General features: G+C 69.5%; 14 protein-coding genes and 1 tRNA gene. 13 read left to right on the top strand and 2 right to left on the bottom strand.

Annotated elements, in window-relative coordinates; all coding sequences use genetic code 11:
* Positions 1-67 precede the first annotated feature (67 nt).
* Positions 68-292, top strand: a complete 225-nt coding sequence (locus tag AB0269_RS13720) for a hypothetical protein (RefSeq protein ID WP_366211811.1) — start codon at positions 68-70, stop codon at positions 290-292.
* The gene (locus tag AB0269_RS13715) at positions 289-747 is read left to right on the top strand and encodes a RidA family protein (protein WP_366211810.1); all 459 of its coding nucleotides are present in this window, start codon (positions 289-291) and stop codon (positions 745-747) included. The genes AB0269_RS13720 and AB0269_RS13715 overlap by 4 nt, the downstream gene beginning before the upstream one ends.
* Positions 748-870: 123 nt before the next feature.
* On the opposite strand, the gene AB0269_RS13710 is transcribed toward AB0269_RS13715, so the two are convergent.
* Entirely contained in the window at positions 871-2736 is a 1866-nt protein-coding gene (locus AB0269_RS13710) for a hypothetical protein (protein WP_366211809.1), read from the bottom strand.
* Positions 2737-2842: 106 nt separating this feature from the next.
* On the opposite strand from AB0269_RS13710, the gene AB0269_RS13705 reads away from it, so the two are divergent.
* A complete protein-coding gene (locus tag AB0269_RS13705; RefSeq protein WP_366211808.1) occupies positions 2843-3460 on the top strand; it encodes a TetR family transcriptional regulator in 618 nt (205 codons plus the stop codon).
* 45 nt (positions 3461-3505) lie between these two features.
* Here AB0269_RS13705 and acs read toward each other — a convergent pair whose 3' ends face one another.
* Entirely contained in the window at positions 3506-5473 is a 1968-nt protein-coding gene (gene acs, locus AB0269_RS13700) for an acetate--CoA ligase (protein WP_366211807.1), read from the bottom strand.
* Positions 5474-5680: 207 nt separating this feature from the next.
* On the opposite strand from acs, the gene AB0269_RS13695 reads away from it, so the two are divergent.
* The 10 genes from AB0269_RS13695 (at position 5681) to AB0269_RS13650 (ending at position 15033) form a co-directional block, all read left to right on the top strand.
* Complete coding sequence (locus tag AB0269_RS13695) at positions 5681-6691, top strand: TadA family conjugal transfer-associated ATPase (protein WP_366211806.1); 1011 nt, start codon at positions 5681-5683, stop codon at positions 6689-6691.
* On the top strand, positions 6685-7584 hold the full coding sequence (locus tag AB0269_RS13690; RefSeq protein WP_366211805.1) for a type II secretion system F family protein: 900 nt from the start codon (positions 6685-6687) through the stop codon (positions 7582-7584). Before AB0269_RS13695 ends, AB0269_RS13690 begins: the two co-directional genes overlap by 7 nt.
* Positions 7585-7612: 28 nt before the next feature.
* Complete coding sequence (locus AB0269_RS13685; RefSeq protein ID WP_175985370.1) at positions 7613-7810, top strand: DUF4244 domain-containing protein; 198 nt, start codon at positions 7613-7615, stop codon at positions 7808-7810.
* Positions 7811-7814: 4 nt separating this feature from the next.
* Positions 7815-8162: a TadE family type IV pilus minor pilin gene (locus AB0269_RS13680; RefSeq protein WP_366211804.1), complete on the top strand. Its 348-nt coding sequence runs from the start codon at positions 7815-7817 to the stop codon at positions 8160-8162.
* The gene (locus AB0269_RS13675; RefSeq protein ID WP_366211803.1) at positions 8162-8491 is read left to right on the top strand and encodes a helicase; all 330 of its coding nucleotides are present in this window, start codon (positions 8162-8164) and stop codon (positions 8489-8491) included. The genes AB0269_RS13680 and AB0269_RS13675 overlap by 1 nt, the downstream gene beginning before the upstream one ends.
* 89 nt (positions 8492-8580) lie before the next feature.
* Positions 8581-11394 carry a type I DNA topoisomerase gene (topA, locus tag AB0269_RS13670; RefSeq protein ID WP_366211802.1) on the top strand — a complete coding sequence of 938 codons (2814 nt, stop codon included), beginning with the start codon at positions 8581-8583 and terminating at the stop codon, positions 11392-11394.
* Positions 11391-12053, top strand: a complete 663-nt coding sequence (gene tmk, locus AB0269_RS13665) for a dTMP kinase (RefSeq protein ID WP_366211801.1) — start codon at positions 11391-11393, stop codon at positions 12051-12053. Before topA ends, tmk begins: the two co-directional genes overlap by 4 nt.
* A gap of 99 nt (positions 12054-12152) precedes the next feature.
* Entirely contained in the window at positions 12153-13307 is a 1155-nt protein-coding gene (locus AB0269_RS13660) for a DNA polymerase III subunit delta' (RefSeq protein WP_366211800.1), read from the top strand.
* Positions 13308-13372: 65 nt separating this feature from the next.
* Positions 13373-14869 carry an alpha/beta hydrolase gene (locus tag AB0269_RS13655; RefSeq protein ID WP_366211862.1) on the top strand — a complete coding sequence of 499 codons (1497 nt, stop codon included), beginning with the start codon at positions 13373-13375 and terminating at the stop codon, positions 14867-14869.
* Between the two features lie 89 nt (positions 14870-14958).
* Positions 14959-15033, top strand: a tRNA-Thr gene (locus tag AB0269_RS13650).
* The last annotated feature ends 5 nt before the right edge of the window (positions 15034-15038 follow it).

Genomic DNA, 15038 nt, shown 5'->3' with positions numbered 1-15038 from the left:
TAGGGGAGTTCCCTGAATAACCGCCCTTGACGCACGGATGCCGGGCGTCACCGACGCCAGGAGTGCCATGACAACGTGGGAGTACCTCACCACCCCGCTGCTGATCCACAACACCGCCGCGATCCTCAACAACTGGGGCAAGCAGGGGTGGGAGCTCGTGCAGGTCGTGCAGGGCCCTGAAGGCGGGCTCGTCGCCTACTTCAAGCGCCCGGTGACGGCGGACGGCTCGAACACCGGCGGCCTCGCCGCGGCCGAGCAGGCCGCCCGCCAGTTCGACGGAGGTGCCGCATGAGCGTCGCCGCACGCCTCGCAGAGCTCGGAATCGAGCTGCCGGAGGTCGCGCCTCCTGTCGCTTCCTATGTCCCCGCCGTCGTGCACGGCGGTCTCGTCTACACCTCCGGTCAGCTCCCGTTCGCTTCGGGTGAGTTGCCGGCGACGGGCAAGGTCGGTGCAGAGGTGCCCGCAGAGGATGCCAAGGGCTATGCCCGCACCTGCGCCCTGAACGCGCTCGCCGCGGCGGCGTCCGCAGCCGGAGGCCTGGAGAAGATCGGCGGCGTGCTGCGCGTCGGCGGGTTCGTGGCATCCGCCCCGTCGTTCACCGGGCAACCGGGCGTCATCAACGGAGCGAGCGAGGTGCTCGGCGAGATCTTCGGCGACGCGGGACGCCATGCTCGTGCCGCCGTCGGCGTCGCCGTGCTGCCCCTGGACAGCCCCGTCGAGGTCGAGGTCACCTTCACGCTGGCATGACGCTGCGCCGCTGAATCCTCAAGGCCGCGCCGAGACAGCGTCGAATCGACGCAGTCTCGGCGCGGCCTTGCAGTCTCGTGGCTACTTCACCTGGCGCCGGCGGCCTCCGTCCGTGTCACCTCATCAGACGCGCGCCCGGCGCCGCGTCCGGAGCGATGAGCCGATCAGTGCGCCCGCTCCGAGCACGAGCAGTGCTGGCCCGACCCAGAGCGCCGCACCCGACTCGCCTCCGGTCGCGGCGAGTTCATTGCGCTGCACGGTCACCGCGGCAACGACGGTGAGGCCGAGGCCGTCGAAGCTGAGGATGAGGTGGTGCTCCCCGTCCGTGACGCCGGTGAGGTCGAAGCTGCCGGTGATGGCGGCGCTGTCCCACTGGACAGTGCCGAGCGATACCGGGGTCGATCGCATGTTGCCGATGATCGACGACTGCGAACCCTGCATCTTCGTCAGGAATGAGGACATCAGGTCGGCCGCTTCACTGCGCTTGTCGGTCAAGCCGGCCAGTCGCAGCATATCCATCTGCTGAGTGTTCGTGACGGCGTCGCGTTCTACGCGCAGCGTTGCGACGAGGTCGGCAGCGGCCGTTCTCACCCCGGTGGAGTCCGACGTCGCCGAAAGGAGAACGTGCGACTCCACGGCCGGGCGTGCGGCCGCGATCGCAGTGGCCAGCGACTCATCAGTCGGCCCGGCGACGTATGCGTTCAGGGCCGTGATGGCCGCGTTGAGCGTGACCACGCGGGCGTTGCGTTTCTGCACAGCCGTGACCTGAGAGGAAAGCTGCTGGTCGAGCAGCCGGACGCGCTGATCCTGGACAGCGCGCAGAGCCCCTTCGAGATCGAACGCGGTGAGCGAGATCTCGTTCACAGTGACACCCGGCAGGCTGGAGACCACCGGCGACAGCAGCTGGGATGCGGCGGCCGCCTCGTTCGTAGACGGCCGCTCCGCGAGGCCGAGCGCCTGTCCCGAGCCGTTGAGGAGAGGGAATGTGACATTCGGTGTGCCCGCCGCGGCCGCGAGCAGGTCGGCAAGCTCGGGCTCCGAGATGCCGCTGAAAGCGCCGGTGAGGCCGACATCGTCCGGGCGCTGGAAGACCGCGATGTAGGCCTGCTGTACCGGATCGGTGGAGGGCGTCGGGGTCGGGGTGGCGGTGGGTGTGGGTGTGGGTGTGGGCGTGGGCGTCGGAGCGTCCGTGGGTGTGGGTGTGGGTGTGGGTGTGGGTGTCGGTGTCGGGGTGTCCGTGGGTGAGGGGGTCGGTGCCGCGGTATCCGAGATGAGCGCGAAGGAGCGGTCCACATGGACGAGGCTGGGACTCTCTTCGCCTCGGGGAAGCGCGAAGGCGGGATTGTCCGACGGCTGCGCATCCGCGAGCGTGAATCCCGTGGCCGGCTCGAAGCGGATGCTGTAGTCGTCGGTGGATGTCGTCGGCAATGAGCCTGATCGGAACGTGCCGTCTGCGGCGACCGGGACGCGCTGCACTGCCGTGCCGCCACTGAGGATGGTGACGCTCGCGCCCGAGAGGTCGGCGAGAGGGGAGGCATCCGATGTCGCGGTCACCGCGCCGCTGATCTCACCGAAGGAGCCCTCGAGCGGGAGGGTGACGGGATCTCCCAGCGTGGGGTTGAACTCCCTCCTCACCGCGGGTTCGAGGAGGTCGCCGACAGCGCCGGGCCAGGATGCCTCGGCGATGAAGCTGGTGTCCGTCGCGGGTATGCGCACCGACACGGTTCCGTCTGCCGAGGTGGTGCCGGTGGCGATGACCTGCTCGGGGTACTCGGTGGAGAGCACGGTCACGGCAGCACCGCCGAGCGGTGCGGATGCCGTCCCGTCGGAGAGAGTCGTCGTGATGAGTATGTGGCCTGATTCGGACTCCGCGGCGCTGGCGATCGCGGGCAGCCCCACCAAGACAAGGCCGGTGGCTACGGACAGCACACCTGCGGTGCGTAGCGGGGAGAGCAGATTCCGACGTCGTCGTGCGACGGTGTGAGGCATGGCGATCCCTTCTGATGGTTCATGGCTAAGTATGGACTCAGTCCAAACTTTTACGCAACCCAGGGAGATTGACTTAGGGTGGGATGAAGGGAGAGGAGGGACGGCGATGACGGAAGGGCTCCGCGAGAAGAAGATGCGCGTCGCGCGTCGGGCCATGGAGGAGGCCGCGGTCGGAATCGCCTATGAGGAAGGCGTTCACGCCGTGACGGTCGACCGCATCTGCGAAGTGGCGATGGTGTCGCGCAGCACGTTCTTCAACTACTTCCCCTCGCTCGAGCATGCGATCTTCGGATCCGCCCTGGTCTACGACCCTGTGCTCACCGAGCGCATTTTGAGCGCGCACCGAGACGACCTCGTGATCGCCGCCTCGCGGATCGTGATGGAGACCGTCCGCGGGCAGGGTGGCGACGAACTCCTGCGCAAGCGGTTCGCGCTTTTCGCCCGGGAACCGGGCACCACTACGACGGTGTCGTGGGCGGCCGGGACGAGTCGCGCCGGACTGCAGGACGTGATCGAGAACTGGCTCGATGCACATCCGGCATCGGCTCGCTTGGCGGACGCCGATCACGCCACCGAGGCGCGGATGATCGTGAACTTCTCCATCACGCTCGGCGACGAGGTTATGCGGCTGGTGGGTGAGGACGGCGGGGACTTCCCGTTCGACCCCGCCGTGTTTCGCACGGTCCGCGAGCGGATGAGGGCGCTGAGCGTACCCGCACGGTGAACCCCCCGCACCGCGATCAACGGCACGAGGTGTTCGGGACCGCCGCTACTTGACCTGTGCCGAGATGATGCTCATGACCGCGGTGTCGGCGAGCGTGGTGGTGTCTCCCACTTCACGGCCCTCAGCGACGTCGCGCAGCAGCCGTCGCATGATCTTGCCCGAGCGGGTCTTGGGCAGCTCGCCCACGATGTAGACGTCGCGCGGGCGGGCGATCGCGCCGATCTGCTCGCCGACCCAGCTGCGCAGCTGCGTGGCGAGACCGGCCGGGTCGTGGGCCGCGAGGTAGCTCTCCTTGATAATCACGAAGGCGACCACGGCCTGCCCCGTGGTCTCATCCGACGCTCCGACCACCGCGGCCTCGGCCGTGGCCTCGTGGGCGACGAGCGACGATTCGATCTCGGCGGTCGAGAGCCGGTGCCCGGAGACGTTCATGACGTCGTCGACGCGGCCCAGCAGCCACAGGTCGCCGTCGGCGTCGAGGCGGGCGCCATCGCCGGCGAAGTAGTAGCCCTGCTTCTCGAACTTCTCCCAGTACGTCTCCTTGTAGCGCTCGGGGTCGCCCCAGATGCCGCGCAGCATGCTCGGCCACGGTTCGGTGATCACGAGCAGACCGCCGTTGCCGTTACCCACCTCGCTGCCCGTCTCGTCGACGACATCGATCGAGATGCCCGGGAGCGGCACCTGCGCCGAACCGGGCTTGGTCGCCGTGACGCCGGGGAGGGGCGAGACCATGATCGCGCCGGTCTCGGTCTGCCACCACGTGTCCACGATGGGGGCGCTGCCGCCGCCGATGACCTCGCGGTACCACATCCACGCCTCGGGGTTGATGGGCTCTCCGACCGAACCGAGCACGCGGATCGACGACAGGTCGAACTTCTGCGGGATCGCGCGGCCGGTCTTCATGAACGAGCGGATCGCCGTGGGCGCGGTGTAGAAGATGCTCACCCCGTACTTCTGGATGATCTCCCACCAGCGACCGGGATGCGGGGCGTCGGGCGTTCCCTCGTACAGCACCTGGGTGGCGCCGTTCGCGAGCGGGCCGTACGTGACATAGCTGTGCCCGGTGATCCATCCGATGTCGGCCGTGCACCAGTACACGTCGCTCTCGGGCTTCAGATCGAAGACGTTCCGGTGCGTGTAGGCGGCCTGGGTCAGGTATCCGCCGGAGGTGTGCAGGATGCCCTTCGGCTTCCCGGTGGTTCCGGACGTGTAGAGGATGAACAGGGGGTTCTCCGCGGGGAACGGCTCCGCGACGTGCTCGGCGGATGCCGCAGGCACGACGTCGTGCCACCACACGTCACGTCCCTCCACCCAGTCCACCTCGTTCTCGCCGCGCTTGACGACGAGCACGTGCTCGACGGTCTGCTGCTCGCCGAAGCGGTCGTCGCTGAGCGCTTGGTCTACGGCGGGCTTGAGCGGCGAGACCTTGCCCTTGCGGTAGCCGCCGTCGGCGGTGATGACGAGCTTGGCACCGGCGTCGTCGATCCGGGAGCGCAGGCTCTCGGCGCTGAATCCTCCGAAGACGACCGAGTGGATCGCGCCGAGCCTGGCGACCGCGAGCATGGACGCCACGGCCTCAGGGATCATGGGCAGATAGATCGCGACCCGGTCGCCTGCTCCGACGCCCAGCCCTTCGAGGACGTTGGCGACGCGCTTGACCTCGTCGGTCAGCTCGGCGTACGTGATGCGCCGTTCGTCGCCCGGCTCGCCCTCCCAGAGCAGGGCGACGCGGTCGCCGTTGCCCGCTTCGACATGCCGATCGAGGCAGTTGTAGGCGACGTTCAGTTCGCCGTCGTCGAACCACTTGGCGAACGGCGGCGTCGACCAGTCCAGGACGCGGGTGAAGGGCGTGTGCCAGTGCAGCAGCTCCCGTGCCTGATCGCCCCAGAAGCCCTCGCGGTCCGCCGCTGCGCGCTCGTACAGGTCTGCCTTCGCGACCGCAGACGCGGCGAACTCGTCGGACGGCGGGAACTGCCGGCTCTCGTCGAGGAGGTGATCGATCTGGCTGCTCATGGACGCGCTCCTTTGCGGTGGACGAGGTCGTGCACGGGTCACGACTGTGAGGTGAATCTAGTCTCGCTCATATCGCGCCAGTACCTCCGAAAGTGGGTAAAGGCGCACTGCGCAATCGTTCTGCACCGCGCGATCCGCTGCACCGGTTGCGCACGGGCCGTGGGTTTCCGGCCCCGGCGAGGATGCCGACGGGCCTAACGTCGGGTCATGCCGCAGCCGTTCATCATCCGACCCCGTGCATCCGCCGCGGTGCACATGCCGGGCGAGCGCGCACCGCTCCCTCCCGAGCTGGAGGCCGTGCTCGGCCCCCTCGCCGAGCACTGCGCCGATCCGCTCGTCACCGACCTGTTCGTCAATGGCGCCGACGGACTCTTCGTCGACCGCGGGTCCGGAGCCGAGCGCGTTCGCGACTGGGCGGCGTCCGAGCGCGAGGTGCGAGACCTGGCCGTGGCGCTGATCGGAGCGGGCGGCAGGCACCTGGACGACCAGTCTCCCTGCGTCGATGTGCGGCTCGCCTCCGGCATCCGCGTGCACGCCGTGCTGTCGCCGGTGTCGGCGTCGGGGACGGCGGTGTCCGTCCGCATTCCGCGCGTTGGGGCGAGCGATCTCGACGCGCTGGCGGCGCTCGGCGCCTTCGACGCGCCGCAGCGGGCGTGGCTCGAGTCGCTCGTGGCGGCCAGGGCGAACGTCCTCATCACAGGCGGCACGGGAACGGGCAAGACGACGCTGCTGTCCGCGATGCTGCGCGCCGTTCCTGCCCGCGAACGGATCGTGACCATCGAGGATGTCGCGGAGCTGCGTCCGGAGCATCCGCACCACGTCGCCCTCGAAGCACGGCAGTCGAATCTCGAGGGCGCCGGCGCCATCACGCTCGCGCGCCTCGTGCGGGAATCGCTGCGCATGCGACCGGATCGTCTGGTGGTCGGCGAATGCCGCGGCGAAGAGGTGCGCGAGCTGCTCTCGGCGCTGAACACCGGGCACGACGGCGGTGCAGGAACCATGCACGCCAGCGGCATCGCCGACGTGCCTGCTCGTCTCGAGGCGCTCGGCGCGCTCGCCGGGATGGATGCCACGGCTCTGGCCCGTCAGGTCGTCAGCGCCTTCACCGTCGTCCTCCACCTCGACCGTGATACCGGCGGCATCCGCCGTCTCGAACAGGCCGGCCGGTTCCTGCTCCGGGGCGAGCGACTCGACATCGAGGTCGTGCAGCCATGGTGACCGGGCGCCGCGGGTCCGCAGCCGTCGACACCGCCGAGGCGGCTGCCGTCGCCGTCCGGACGCTCGCCGTGCTGCTGCAGGCGGGATCGGTGCCGCTGAACGCCTGGCGCCACCTCGCCGACTCCGGCGATGCGAGTGCGCGCCGGGTCGTCGATCGCTGCGGCGAGGGGGTACCGCTCCCGGCGGCGATCGAAGCCGAGGGCGGAGCGTGGCGCGACGCCGCCGCGGCGTGGGAGGTCGCGACGACGGTCGGCGCACCGCTCGCGGAGGTGCTGCGCTCCCTGGCCGAGAGCATGCGGGATGCGGCGTCCGCTGCCGACGACGTGCGGATCGCCCTCGCGGAGCCGGCGGGAACCGCGCGTCTGCTGCTGTGGATGCCGCTCGCGGGGCTGCTGCTCGGATTCGCTCTCGGGTTCGACACTCTCGGCATCCTGTTCACGCATCCGATCGGCATCGCGTGCCTGGTCGCCGGGCTCCTGCTCGTGCTCGCGGCGCGGCTCTGGACGCGGCGCCTCCTGCAGCGGGCGCAGCCGGATCCGGGGAGCCCAGGGATGCACGCCGAGCTCGTCGCGGTCGCGCTGTCCGGCGGAGCGTCGATCTCCCGGTCGCTGCAGCTCGTCGACGACACCCCGGCCCGAGACCACCTGCAGGGCGATCGTACGGCCGCGGTGCTCGACCTCTCGCGTGCCGCCGGCGTCCCTGCAGGCGAGCTCCTGCGTGCGGCCGCCGCACAGGAGCGCCACGACGCCCGGGTGCAGGGGCGACTGCGAGCGGCGAGGCTCTCGTCACAGCTGCTGATCCCGCTGGGCGTATGCACTCTCCCCGCATTCCTCCTATTGGGCGTCGCACCCCTCATCCTCTCCGTCCTCTCATCCACCCCGCTGCCCATCTGACGGCGGCACACCCAGAAAGAAGGAACACATGAACACCGTCCCCACCCTCACCAGACGCCGCGCGGCGTCGCTGTTCACCGACGAGTCGGGAGCGGCGACCGCCGAGTACGCGATCACGACGATGGCGGCTGTCGCGTTCGCGGGACTGCTCGTCGTGATCATGCGCTCGGACGAGGTGCGTGGCATCCTCACCGACCTCGTGCGCCGAGCCCTGACCGTCTCGTGAGCGCATGCGCGGCTCCTCCCACGACTCCGAACGCGGCTCCGTGGCCGCCGAGCTCGCCCTCGCCCTGCCCGCCGTCGCGCTGACGCTGCTGCTCGGTGCCGGCGCGCTCGGCGCCACAGCGCAGCTCGTCGCCGTGCAGGATGCCGTGGCCGATGCCGCTCGGCTCCTCGGCCGCGGCGAGAGCGCAGCGGCTGCGGAAGCCGCGGTGGCGGCATCCGTCGACGGCGCGCGCGTCAGCAGCCACACCCGCGACGAGTTCGTCTGCGTCAGCGCGCGGATCGATGCCCGGCTCGGACGGATCATCAGCATCCCCCTGTCGGCATCGAGCTGCGCGCTCGCCGGGGGACTGTGATGGCGGGCACGGCGCTGTCGGCCTCCGTGCTCGCGGTGTCCGCAGCCCTCGCTGTCGGGCTCGCCGCGGTCGGCGGTGCGGCGGTGACCGCGCAGCGCGCGGCAGGGGCGGCCGACGCGGCGGCGCTCGCCGCAGCGGATGCCGCATCCGGGGCCGTGATCACGGACGCCGAGCCCTGTGTGCTCGCCGCGCGCGTCGCCGCAGCGTCCGGAGCGGTGCTCGTCGAGTGCACGCTCGACGGACTCATGGCGACCGTGCGCGTGGAAGCGGCGTACGCTGGACTTGCTGCCGTCTCCCGAGCCCGCGCAGGGCCGCCCGAGGGATTCTGACGGCATCGACCCGAGACCCGCTCACAGTTCTGCTGTGAGCACGCCACGACAGTGGTGTGTATGGTGTGCTTCGAAGAAAGGACGCACCCTTGGCTGAAGGCAAGAAGCTCGTCATCGTCGAGTCCCCGACGAAGATGCGGTCGATTCAGGGATACCTGGGCGACGACTACGAGGTGCTCAGCTCCGTCGGCCACATCCGCGACCTCGCTGACAAGAAGGACATCCCGGCCGCCGACAAGAAGGCCTACGGCAAGTACTCGATCGATATCGAGAACGGCTTCGACCCCTACTACGTCGTCTCCGACCGCAAGACGAAGACCGTCGCCGAGCTCCGGCGCGCGCTCAAGAGCGCCGACGAGCTCCTGCTCGCCACTGATGAGGACCGCGAAGGCGAAGCCATCGCCTGGCACCTGCTCGAGACCCTCAAGCCCAAGGTGCCTGTCAAGCGCATGGTGTTCCACGAGATCACGAAGGACGCCATCCAGGCCGCCGTCGGCAACACCCGCGAGCTCGACCTCGCGCTCGTCGACGCCCAGGAGACCCGGCGCATCCTCGACCGCCTCTACGGCTGGGACGTCTCGCCCGTGCTCTGGTACAAGGTCAAGACCGGTCTCTCTGCCGGACGCGTGCAGTCAGCGGCGACGCGCATGATCGTCGAGCGGGAGCGCGAGCGCATGGCCTTCGTCTCGGCCGACTACTGGGACGTCGAGGCCTCGGCATCCAGCGGCAGCTCGTTCCGCGTGCGCCTCGTGCGCGTCGACGGCGGGCAACTCGCTCGAGGAACCGACTTCGACGACACCGGAAAGCTCAAGAAGGCCGTCGTCGTCCTCTCCGAGAAGGACGCGACAGCCCACGCGCACGCCGTTGACGCCGCCGGCGCCGGCACAGTCACCAAGGTCGAGGCCAAGCCGGGCACGCGCAGCCCGTACGCCCCGTTCACGACCTCCACCCTCCAGCAGGAGGCCGGTCGCAAGCTCTCGATGAGCGCCAAGCAGGCGATGAGCGTCGCCCAGCGCCTGTATGAGAAGGGCTTCATCACCTATATGCGAACCGACTCGGTGGCGCTGAGCACCCAGGCGGTGCAGGCGGCGCGCAGCCAGGCGGTCGCGCTGTACGGCGACAGCGCTGTGCCGCTGAAGCCCCGGGTGTACAAGTCCAAGAGCAAGAACGCGCAGGAGGCGCACGAGGCGATCCGTCCGTCGGGCGAGAACTTCCGCAAGCCGGCTTCCGTGTCCGGCGAACTCGACCGCGAAGAGCTGCGCCTGTACGACCTGATCTGGAAGCGCACGGTCGCCAGCCAGATGGCCGACGCCAAGTACGAGACCACGACCGTCACGATCGCGGTCGATGCCGACGGCCGCAACGCCGAGTTCACGGCATCCGGAACCGTGTACACGTTCAAGGGCTTCCTCGAGGCGTACGAGGAGGGCAAGGACGAGAAGCGCGGCGACGCCGACGCGGACTCGAACCAGTCCCTCCCCGCCGTCACCGTCGGCGACGAGCTCGCGATGTCGGATGCCGAGGCGAAGGGCCACAGGACCACGCCGAAGCCGCGGTACACCGAGGCTTCGCTCGTGAAGGCCCTCGAAGAGCACGGCATCGGTCGCCCGTCGACGTTCGCCAGCATCATCGGCACGGTCATCGACCGCGGGTACGCCACCAAGCGCGGCCAGGCCCTCGTGCCGACCTGGATGGCGTTCAGTGTCGTCCGGCTGCTCGAGGAGCACTTCTCCGATCTCATCGATTACGACTTCACCGCAGCGCTCGAGGACGACCTCGACGCGATCGCCCGCGGCGAGCAGAAGCGCGTCGAATGGCTGCACTCGTTCTACTTCGGCTCGGATGCCCACGTGGGTCTGCGTCAGGTCGTCGACAACCTCGGCGAGATCGACGCCCGCGCACTGAACTCGACGCGCATCACCGACAACGCCACGCTCCGCTTCGGCAAGTACGGCCCATACCTCGAAGTGATCGACCCGGCCAAGCCCGATGAGCGCGGACGCATCGTGAACGTCCCCGAGGACCTCGCGCCCGACGAGCTCACCGCCGAGAAGGCACAGGAGCTCATCGACGCACCGGTCGCCGGCGACCGCGTCCTCGGCGAGAACCCCGAGAACGGGCGCGTGATCGTCGTCAAGGACGGCCGCTACGGACCCTACGTGCAGGAGAACCTGCCCGAAGAGGACCCGCAGATCGACGAGGCCACCGGCGAGGTCGTCGAAGCGCCGAAGAAGAAGACGGCGAAGAAGGACGCACCCAAGCCTCGGACCGGGTCGCTGTTTCGCTCGATGTCGGTCGACACGATCGATCTCGACACCGCGCTGAAGCTGCTGAGCCTCCCGCGCATCGTCGGCACCGACCCCGAGTCGGGCGACGAGATCACCGCCCAGAACGGCCGGTACGGTCCGTATCTGAAGAAGGGGACGGACTCGCGGTCGCTCGAGAACGAGCAGCAGATCTTCGACGTGACGCTCGATGAGGCACTCGCGATCTACGCGCAGCCGAAGTACGGCGCCGGCTCCCGCCGGGCCTCCAGCGCGCTCGCCGAGTTCGACGCCGACCCGGTCAGCGGCAAGCCGATCCGCGTGCGCGATGGGCGCTTCGGGCCGTACGTGACCGACGGCGAGACGAACGTGACGATCCCGCGCGGCCAGAAGCCCGAGGACGTCACCTTCGAGATCGCCGTCCAGATGCTCGCCGACAAGCGCGCCAAGGGCCCGGCCCCCAAGCGCGGGGCGAAGAAGGCCGCGGCGAAGGCACCGGCCAAGAAGACGGCGACCAAGAAGGCGCCGGCGAAGAAGGCCACGGCCAAGACGGATGCCGAGAAGGCGGCCGCCCGTTCGGCTGCGGCGAAGAAGGCCGCCGCGACCCGTGCGGCCAACGCCGCGAAGGCGAAGGCGTGACGAGGCGCTCCGGCCTCTGGATCACCCTCGAGGGCGGCGACGGCTCGGGCAAGACGACACAGGCGGAGCGCCTCGAGCACTGGCTCATCGAAGAAGGGCGCACCGTCGTGCGCACCCGCGAGCCGGGCGGCAGCGAGGTCGGGCAGCTGATCCGCGAGATCGTGCTGCACCACCGCGGCGACATCGCCCCGCGCGCCGAGGCCCTGCTGTACGCCGCCGACCGAGCCCACCATGTCGCGACCGTCGTGCGTCCGGCGCTCGAACGCGGCGAGATCGTGCTGCAGGACCGGTACCTCGACTCGTCGGTCGCCTATCAGGGCGCGGGCCGTGTTCTCGATTCCACCGAGGTCCGCGAACTGTCGCTGTGGGCATCCGACGGTGCGCTTCCCGATCTCACGCTGCTGCTCGACCTCGATCCGGCGGCGGCGCGGGAGCGCCTCGATTCGGCCGACAAGCCGTTCGACCGCCTCGAGGCCGAGAAAGTCGACTTCCACACGCGTGTCCGCGCGGCGTACCTCGCGCTGGCGGATGCCGAGCCCGAGCGCTTCCTCGTCGTGGATGCTGCGGCATCCCCCGACGAGATCGCCGAGGCGATCCGCTCCCGCGTCGCCGCGATCCTGCCCCCGCCGCCTGACCGCGAAACAGGTCCTCCCCTGTGAAACAGGGCGTCGCACGGCCCGTTTCGCAGGACAGGGCCTGTTTCGGCGAGGGCAGGCGGACGCGCCGGCCCTGTCGGCAGTGACGGTTAGGCTGAGACCATGACCGCGACCCTCGCCCCGTTCCCCTGGACGGACGTGTGGGGGCAGGAGGATGCGGTCGACGCGCTGCGGTCGGCGGCAGCCGATCCTTCGGCGCTGTCGCACGCCTGGCTCATCACCGGTCCGCCCGGATCGGGCAGGTCGACCCTCGCCTACGCGTTCGCCGCGGCGCTCATCGCCGACGGGCCCGAGGACGAGCAGACCATGCGACAGGTCCTCGCCGGCACGCACCCCGATGTGACGGCGTTGCGCACCGACAAGGTCATCATCACGATCAAGGAGGCGCGCGCGCTCGTCGAACGGTCGTACTTCGCGCCATCCGCCGGCCGATATCGCGTGATCGTCGTCGAAGACGCCGATCGCATGGTCGAGCGCACCTCGAACGTGCTCCTCAAGGCGCTCGAAGAGCCTCCCGAGAAGACCGTCTGGGTGCTGTGCGCCCCGAGCGAGGCCGATCTGCTGCCGACCATCCGCTCCCGGGTGCGTCCGCTGCGGCTGCGCGAACCCGACGTCGCCGACGTCGCCCGGCTCATCGTCGAACGCACCGGAGCCTCTCCCGAGGTCGCCGAGCAGGCCGCCCGCCATTCGCAGCGCCACATCGGCATGGCCCAGCGGCTCGCCACCGACGACGCGGCCCGCCGTCGGCGCGACAGCACCCTGCGATCCGTGCTCTCGGTGCGCGGCGTCGGGACGGCGGTCGAGGTCGCCGGCGAGATCATCCAAGCCGCGACCGACGACGCCAAGGCGCTCACCGCCGAACGCGATGCGACAGAGCGCGCCTCGCTGCTGCGCACCGTGGGCATCGCAGAGGGGCAGGCGGTTCCCCCTGCCGTCCGCGCACAGATCTCAGCGCTGGAGGACGATCAGAAGAAGCGCGCGACGCGCAGCCTGCGCGACGGCATCGACCGGGTCCTCACCGACATGCAGTCGATGTTCCGCGACGTCATGATGCTGCAGTACGGCCGCGGCGACGACCTCATCAACAGCGAGCTGCGCACCGAGCTGACCGCACTGGCGTCGGCCTGGCCGGTGGACCGTACCCTGGTCGTGCTCGACCACCTTGCCGAGACCAGGGAATCCCTGGAGCGCAACGTCGCACCGACGCTGGCGCTGGAGAGTTTGCTCGTGACGATCGCGAGCGGGAGGAAACCGTGAACATTCGACAGACTTCTCGCCTGCGACGGCTGGCGGCGATCACGGCCGGGCTGGTCGCGGCATCCATGATGCTGAGCGGATGCCTGTACTCGATGATCCCCGAAGGAGCGGAGCCCCGCCCCTCGGTCACGAACACCCCCGACACCGAGGGCGTGCCGGCTGAACTGCTGCCGTTCTACGAGCAGACGCTGGAGTGGGCGGCATGCGACCGGGGAGGCGCGACCTTCGATTGCACGTACGTCACGGCGCCGCTCGATTGGGAGAACCCGGGCGACGGCGAGATCCAGCTGTCGGTCGTGCGCCATCAGGCCAGCGGCACCCCGGTCGGATCGCTGCTGACGAACCCGGGCGGGCCGGGGGCCAGCGGCCGGGACTTCATCCTCGACAGCCTGAGCTACGCCGTCAGCGCCGATCTCGCCGACGCGTACGACGTCATCGGGTTCGACCCCCGCGGCGTCGGCGATTCCACCGCGGTGCGCTGCTTCGATGCAGCCGGCATGGACGCGTACCTCTATGACATCCCGGCAGCGCCCCGCGGCAGTGCCGAGTGGGAGGCGGAGCTCACGCAGCGCAACACGGCCTTCGCGGAGGCATGCGACGCGAACAGCGACGGCATCCTGCCCTTCATCACCACTGTGAACTCCGCGCGCGACATGGACCTGATCCGTGCGGTGCTCGGCGACAAGCAGCTCAACTACCTGGGCTACTCGTACGGCACGTTCCTCGGTGCGACGTACGCGAACCTCTACCCCGAGAAGGCGGGGCGCCTCGTGCTGGACGGTGCGATCGACCCGGCGGTCTCGGGAACCGAGGTCGGCACCACGCAGGCTCTCGGCTTCGAATCCGCGCTGCGCGCGTACATGCAGGACTGCCTGGATTCCGGATCCTGCCCGTTCAACGGAACGGTGGACGAGGCCATGGCCGACCTGGGCGCTCTGCTCGCCGCCGTCGACCGCACCCCGCTCGAGAACGGCGACGGCCGGATGCTCGGCGCCGACTCGCTCATGACAGGGATCATCGCCGCCCTCTATTCCGCCGACAGCTGGACCTACCTCACCCAGGCGCTCGACGAGGCCCTGCAGGGCGATCCGTACACGGCGTTCGTCCTCGCCGATTTCTACAACGCCCGCGAGGACGGCGCCTACCTCGACAACTCCAGCGAGGCGTTCCGCGCCTACAACTGCATGGACTACCCGGTCGAGAACGACCAGGCCGCTCAGGATGCGGCGGACGCGAAGATCGCCGAGGGCGCCCCGACGATCGCGCCGTACTGGAGCGGCCCGGACTCCTGCGAGGTGTGGCCGTACCCGCCCACCGGAACCCGCGGAGAGATCCACGCCGCCGGCGCAGGCCCCATCCTCGTCGTCGGCACGACCAACGACCCCGCGACCCCGTACGAGTGGTCGGTCTCGCTGGCGGACCAGCTGGAGGAGGGCGTGCTCATCACCCGCGTGGGCGAGGGGCACACCGGCTACAACAAGGGCAACAGCTGCGTCGACAGCGCGGTCGACGCGTACTTCCTCGACGACACCGTGCCCACCGGCGACCTGGAGTGCGAGTGAGCGCCTCGGCGCGCGCGACGCGTCGGGTGATTTCGCGGTGACGGTGCGGACAGGGTAAGATTCTTGATCGTGCCGCTTTCGCCGCGCACGCCCCGATAGCTCAGTGGTAGAGCATTCCACTCGTAATGGAAAGGCCGTCAGTTCAATCCTGACTCGGGGCTCCACAGGT

It is taken from the genome of Microbacterium sp. NPDC077644 (assembly GCF_040702785.1).
In the GTDB taxonomy this organism is placed as follows: domain Bacteria; phylum Actinomycetota; class Actinomycetes; order Actinomycetales; family Microbacteriaceae; genus Microbacterium.
This window is presented reverse-complemented; position numbering and strand designations above follow the sequence as displayed.

Coding starts and splice junctions, on each gene's coding strand:
- AB0269_RS13720 (WP_366211811.1), top strand. CDS start 68: ATGACAACGTGGGAGTACCTCACCACCCCGCTGCTGATCCACAACACC.
- AB0269_RS13715 (WP_366211810.1), top strand. CDS start 289: ATGAGCGTCGCCGCACGCCTCGCAGAGCTCGGAATCGAGCTGCCGGAG.
- AB0269_RS13710 (WP_366211809.1), bottom strand. CDS start 2,736: ATGCCTCACACCGTCGCACGACGACGTCGGAATCTGCTCTCCCCGCTA.
- AB0269_RS13705 (WP_366211808.1), top strand. CDS start 2,843: ATGACGGAAGGGCTCCGCGAGAAGAAGATGCGCGTCGCGCGTCGGGCC.
- acs (WP_366211807.1), bottom strand. CDS start 5,473: ATGAGCAGCCAGATCGATCACCTCCTCGACGAGAGCCGGCAGTTCCCG.
- AB0269_RS13695 (WP_366211806.1), top strand. CDS start 5,681: ATGCCGCAGCCGTTCATCATCCGACCCCGTGCATCCGCCGCGGTGCAC.
- AB0269_RS13690 (WP_366211805.1), top strand. CDS start 6,685: ATGGTGACCGGGCGCCGCGGGTCCGCAGCCGTCGACACCGCCGAGGCG.
- AB0269_RS13685 (WP_175985370.1), top strand. CDS start 7,613: ATGAACACCGTCCCCACCCTCACCAGACGCCGCGCGGCGTCGCTGTTC.
- AB0269_RS13680 (WP_366211804.1), top strand. CDS start 7,815: ATGCGCGGCTCCTCCCACGACTCCGAACGCGGCTCCGTGGCCGCCGAG.
- AB0269_RS13675 (WP_366211803.1), top strand. CDS start 8,162: ATGGCGGGCACGGCGCTGTCGGCCTCCGTGCTCGCGGTGTCCGCAGCC.
- AB0269_RS13660 (WP_366211800.1), top strand. CDS start 12,153: ATGACCGCGACCCTCGCCCCGTTCCCCTGGACGGACGTGTGGGGGCAG.
- AB0269_RS13655 (WP_366211862.1), top strand. CDS start 13,373: ATGATGCTGAGCGGATGCCTGTACTCGATGATCCCCGAAGGAGCGGAG.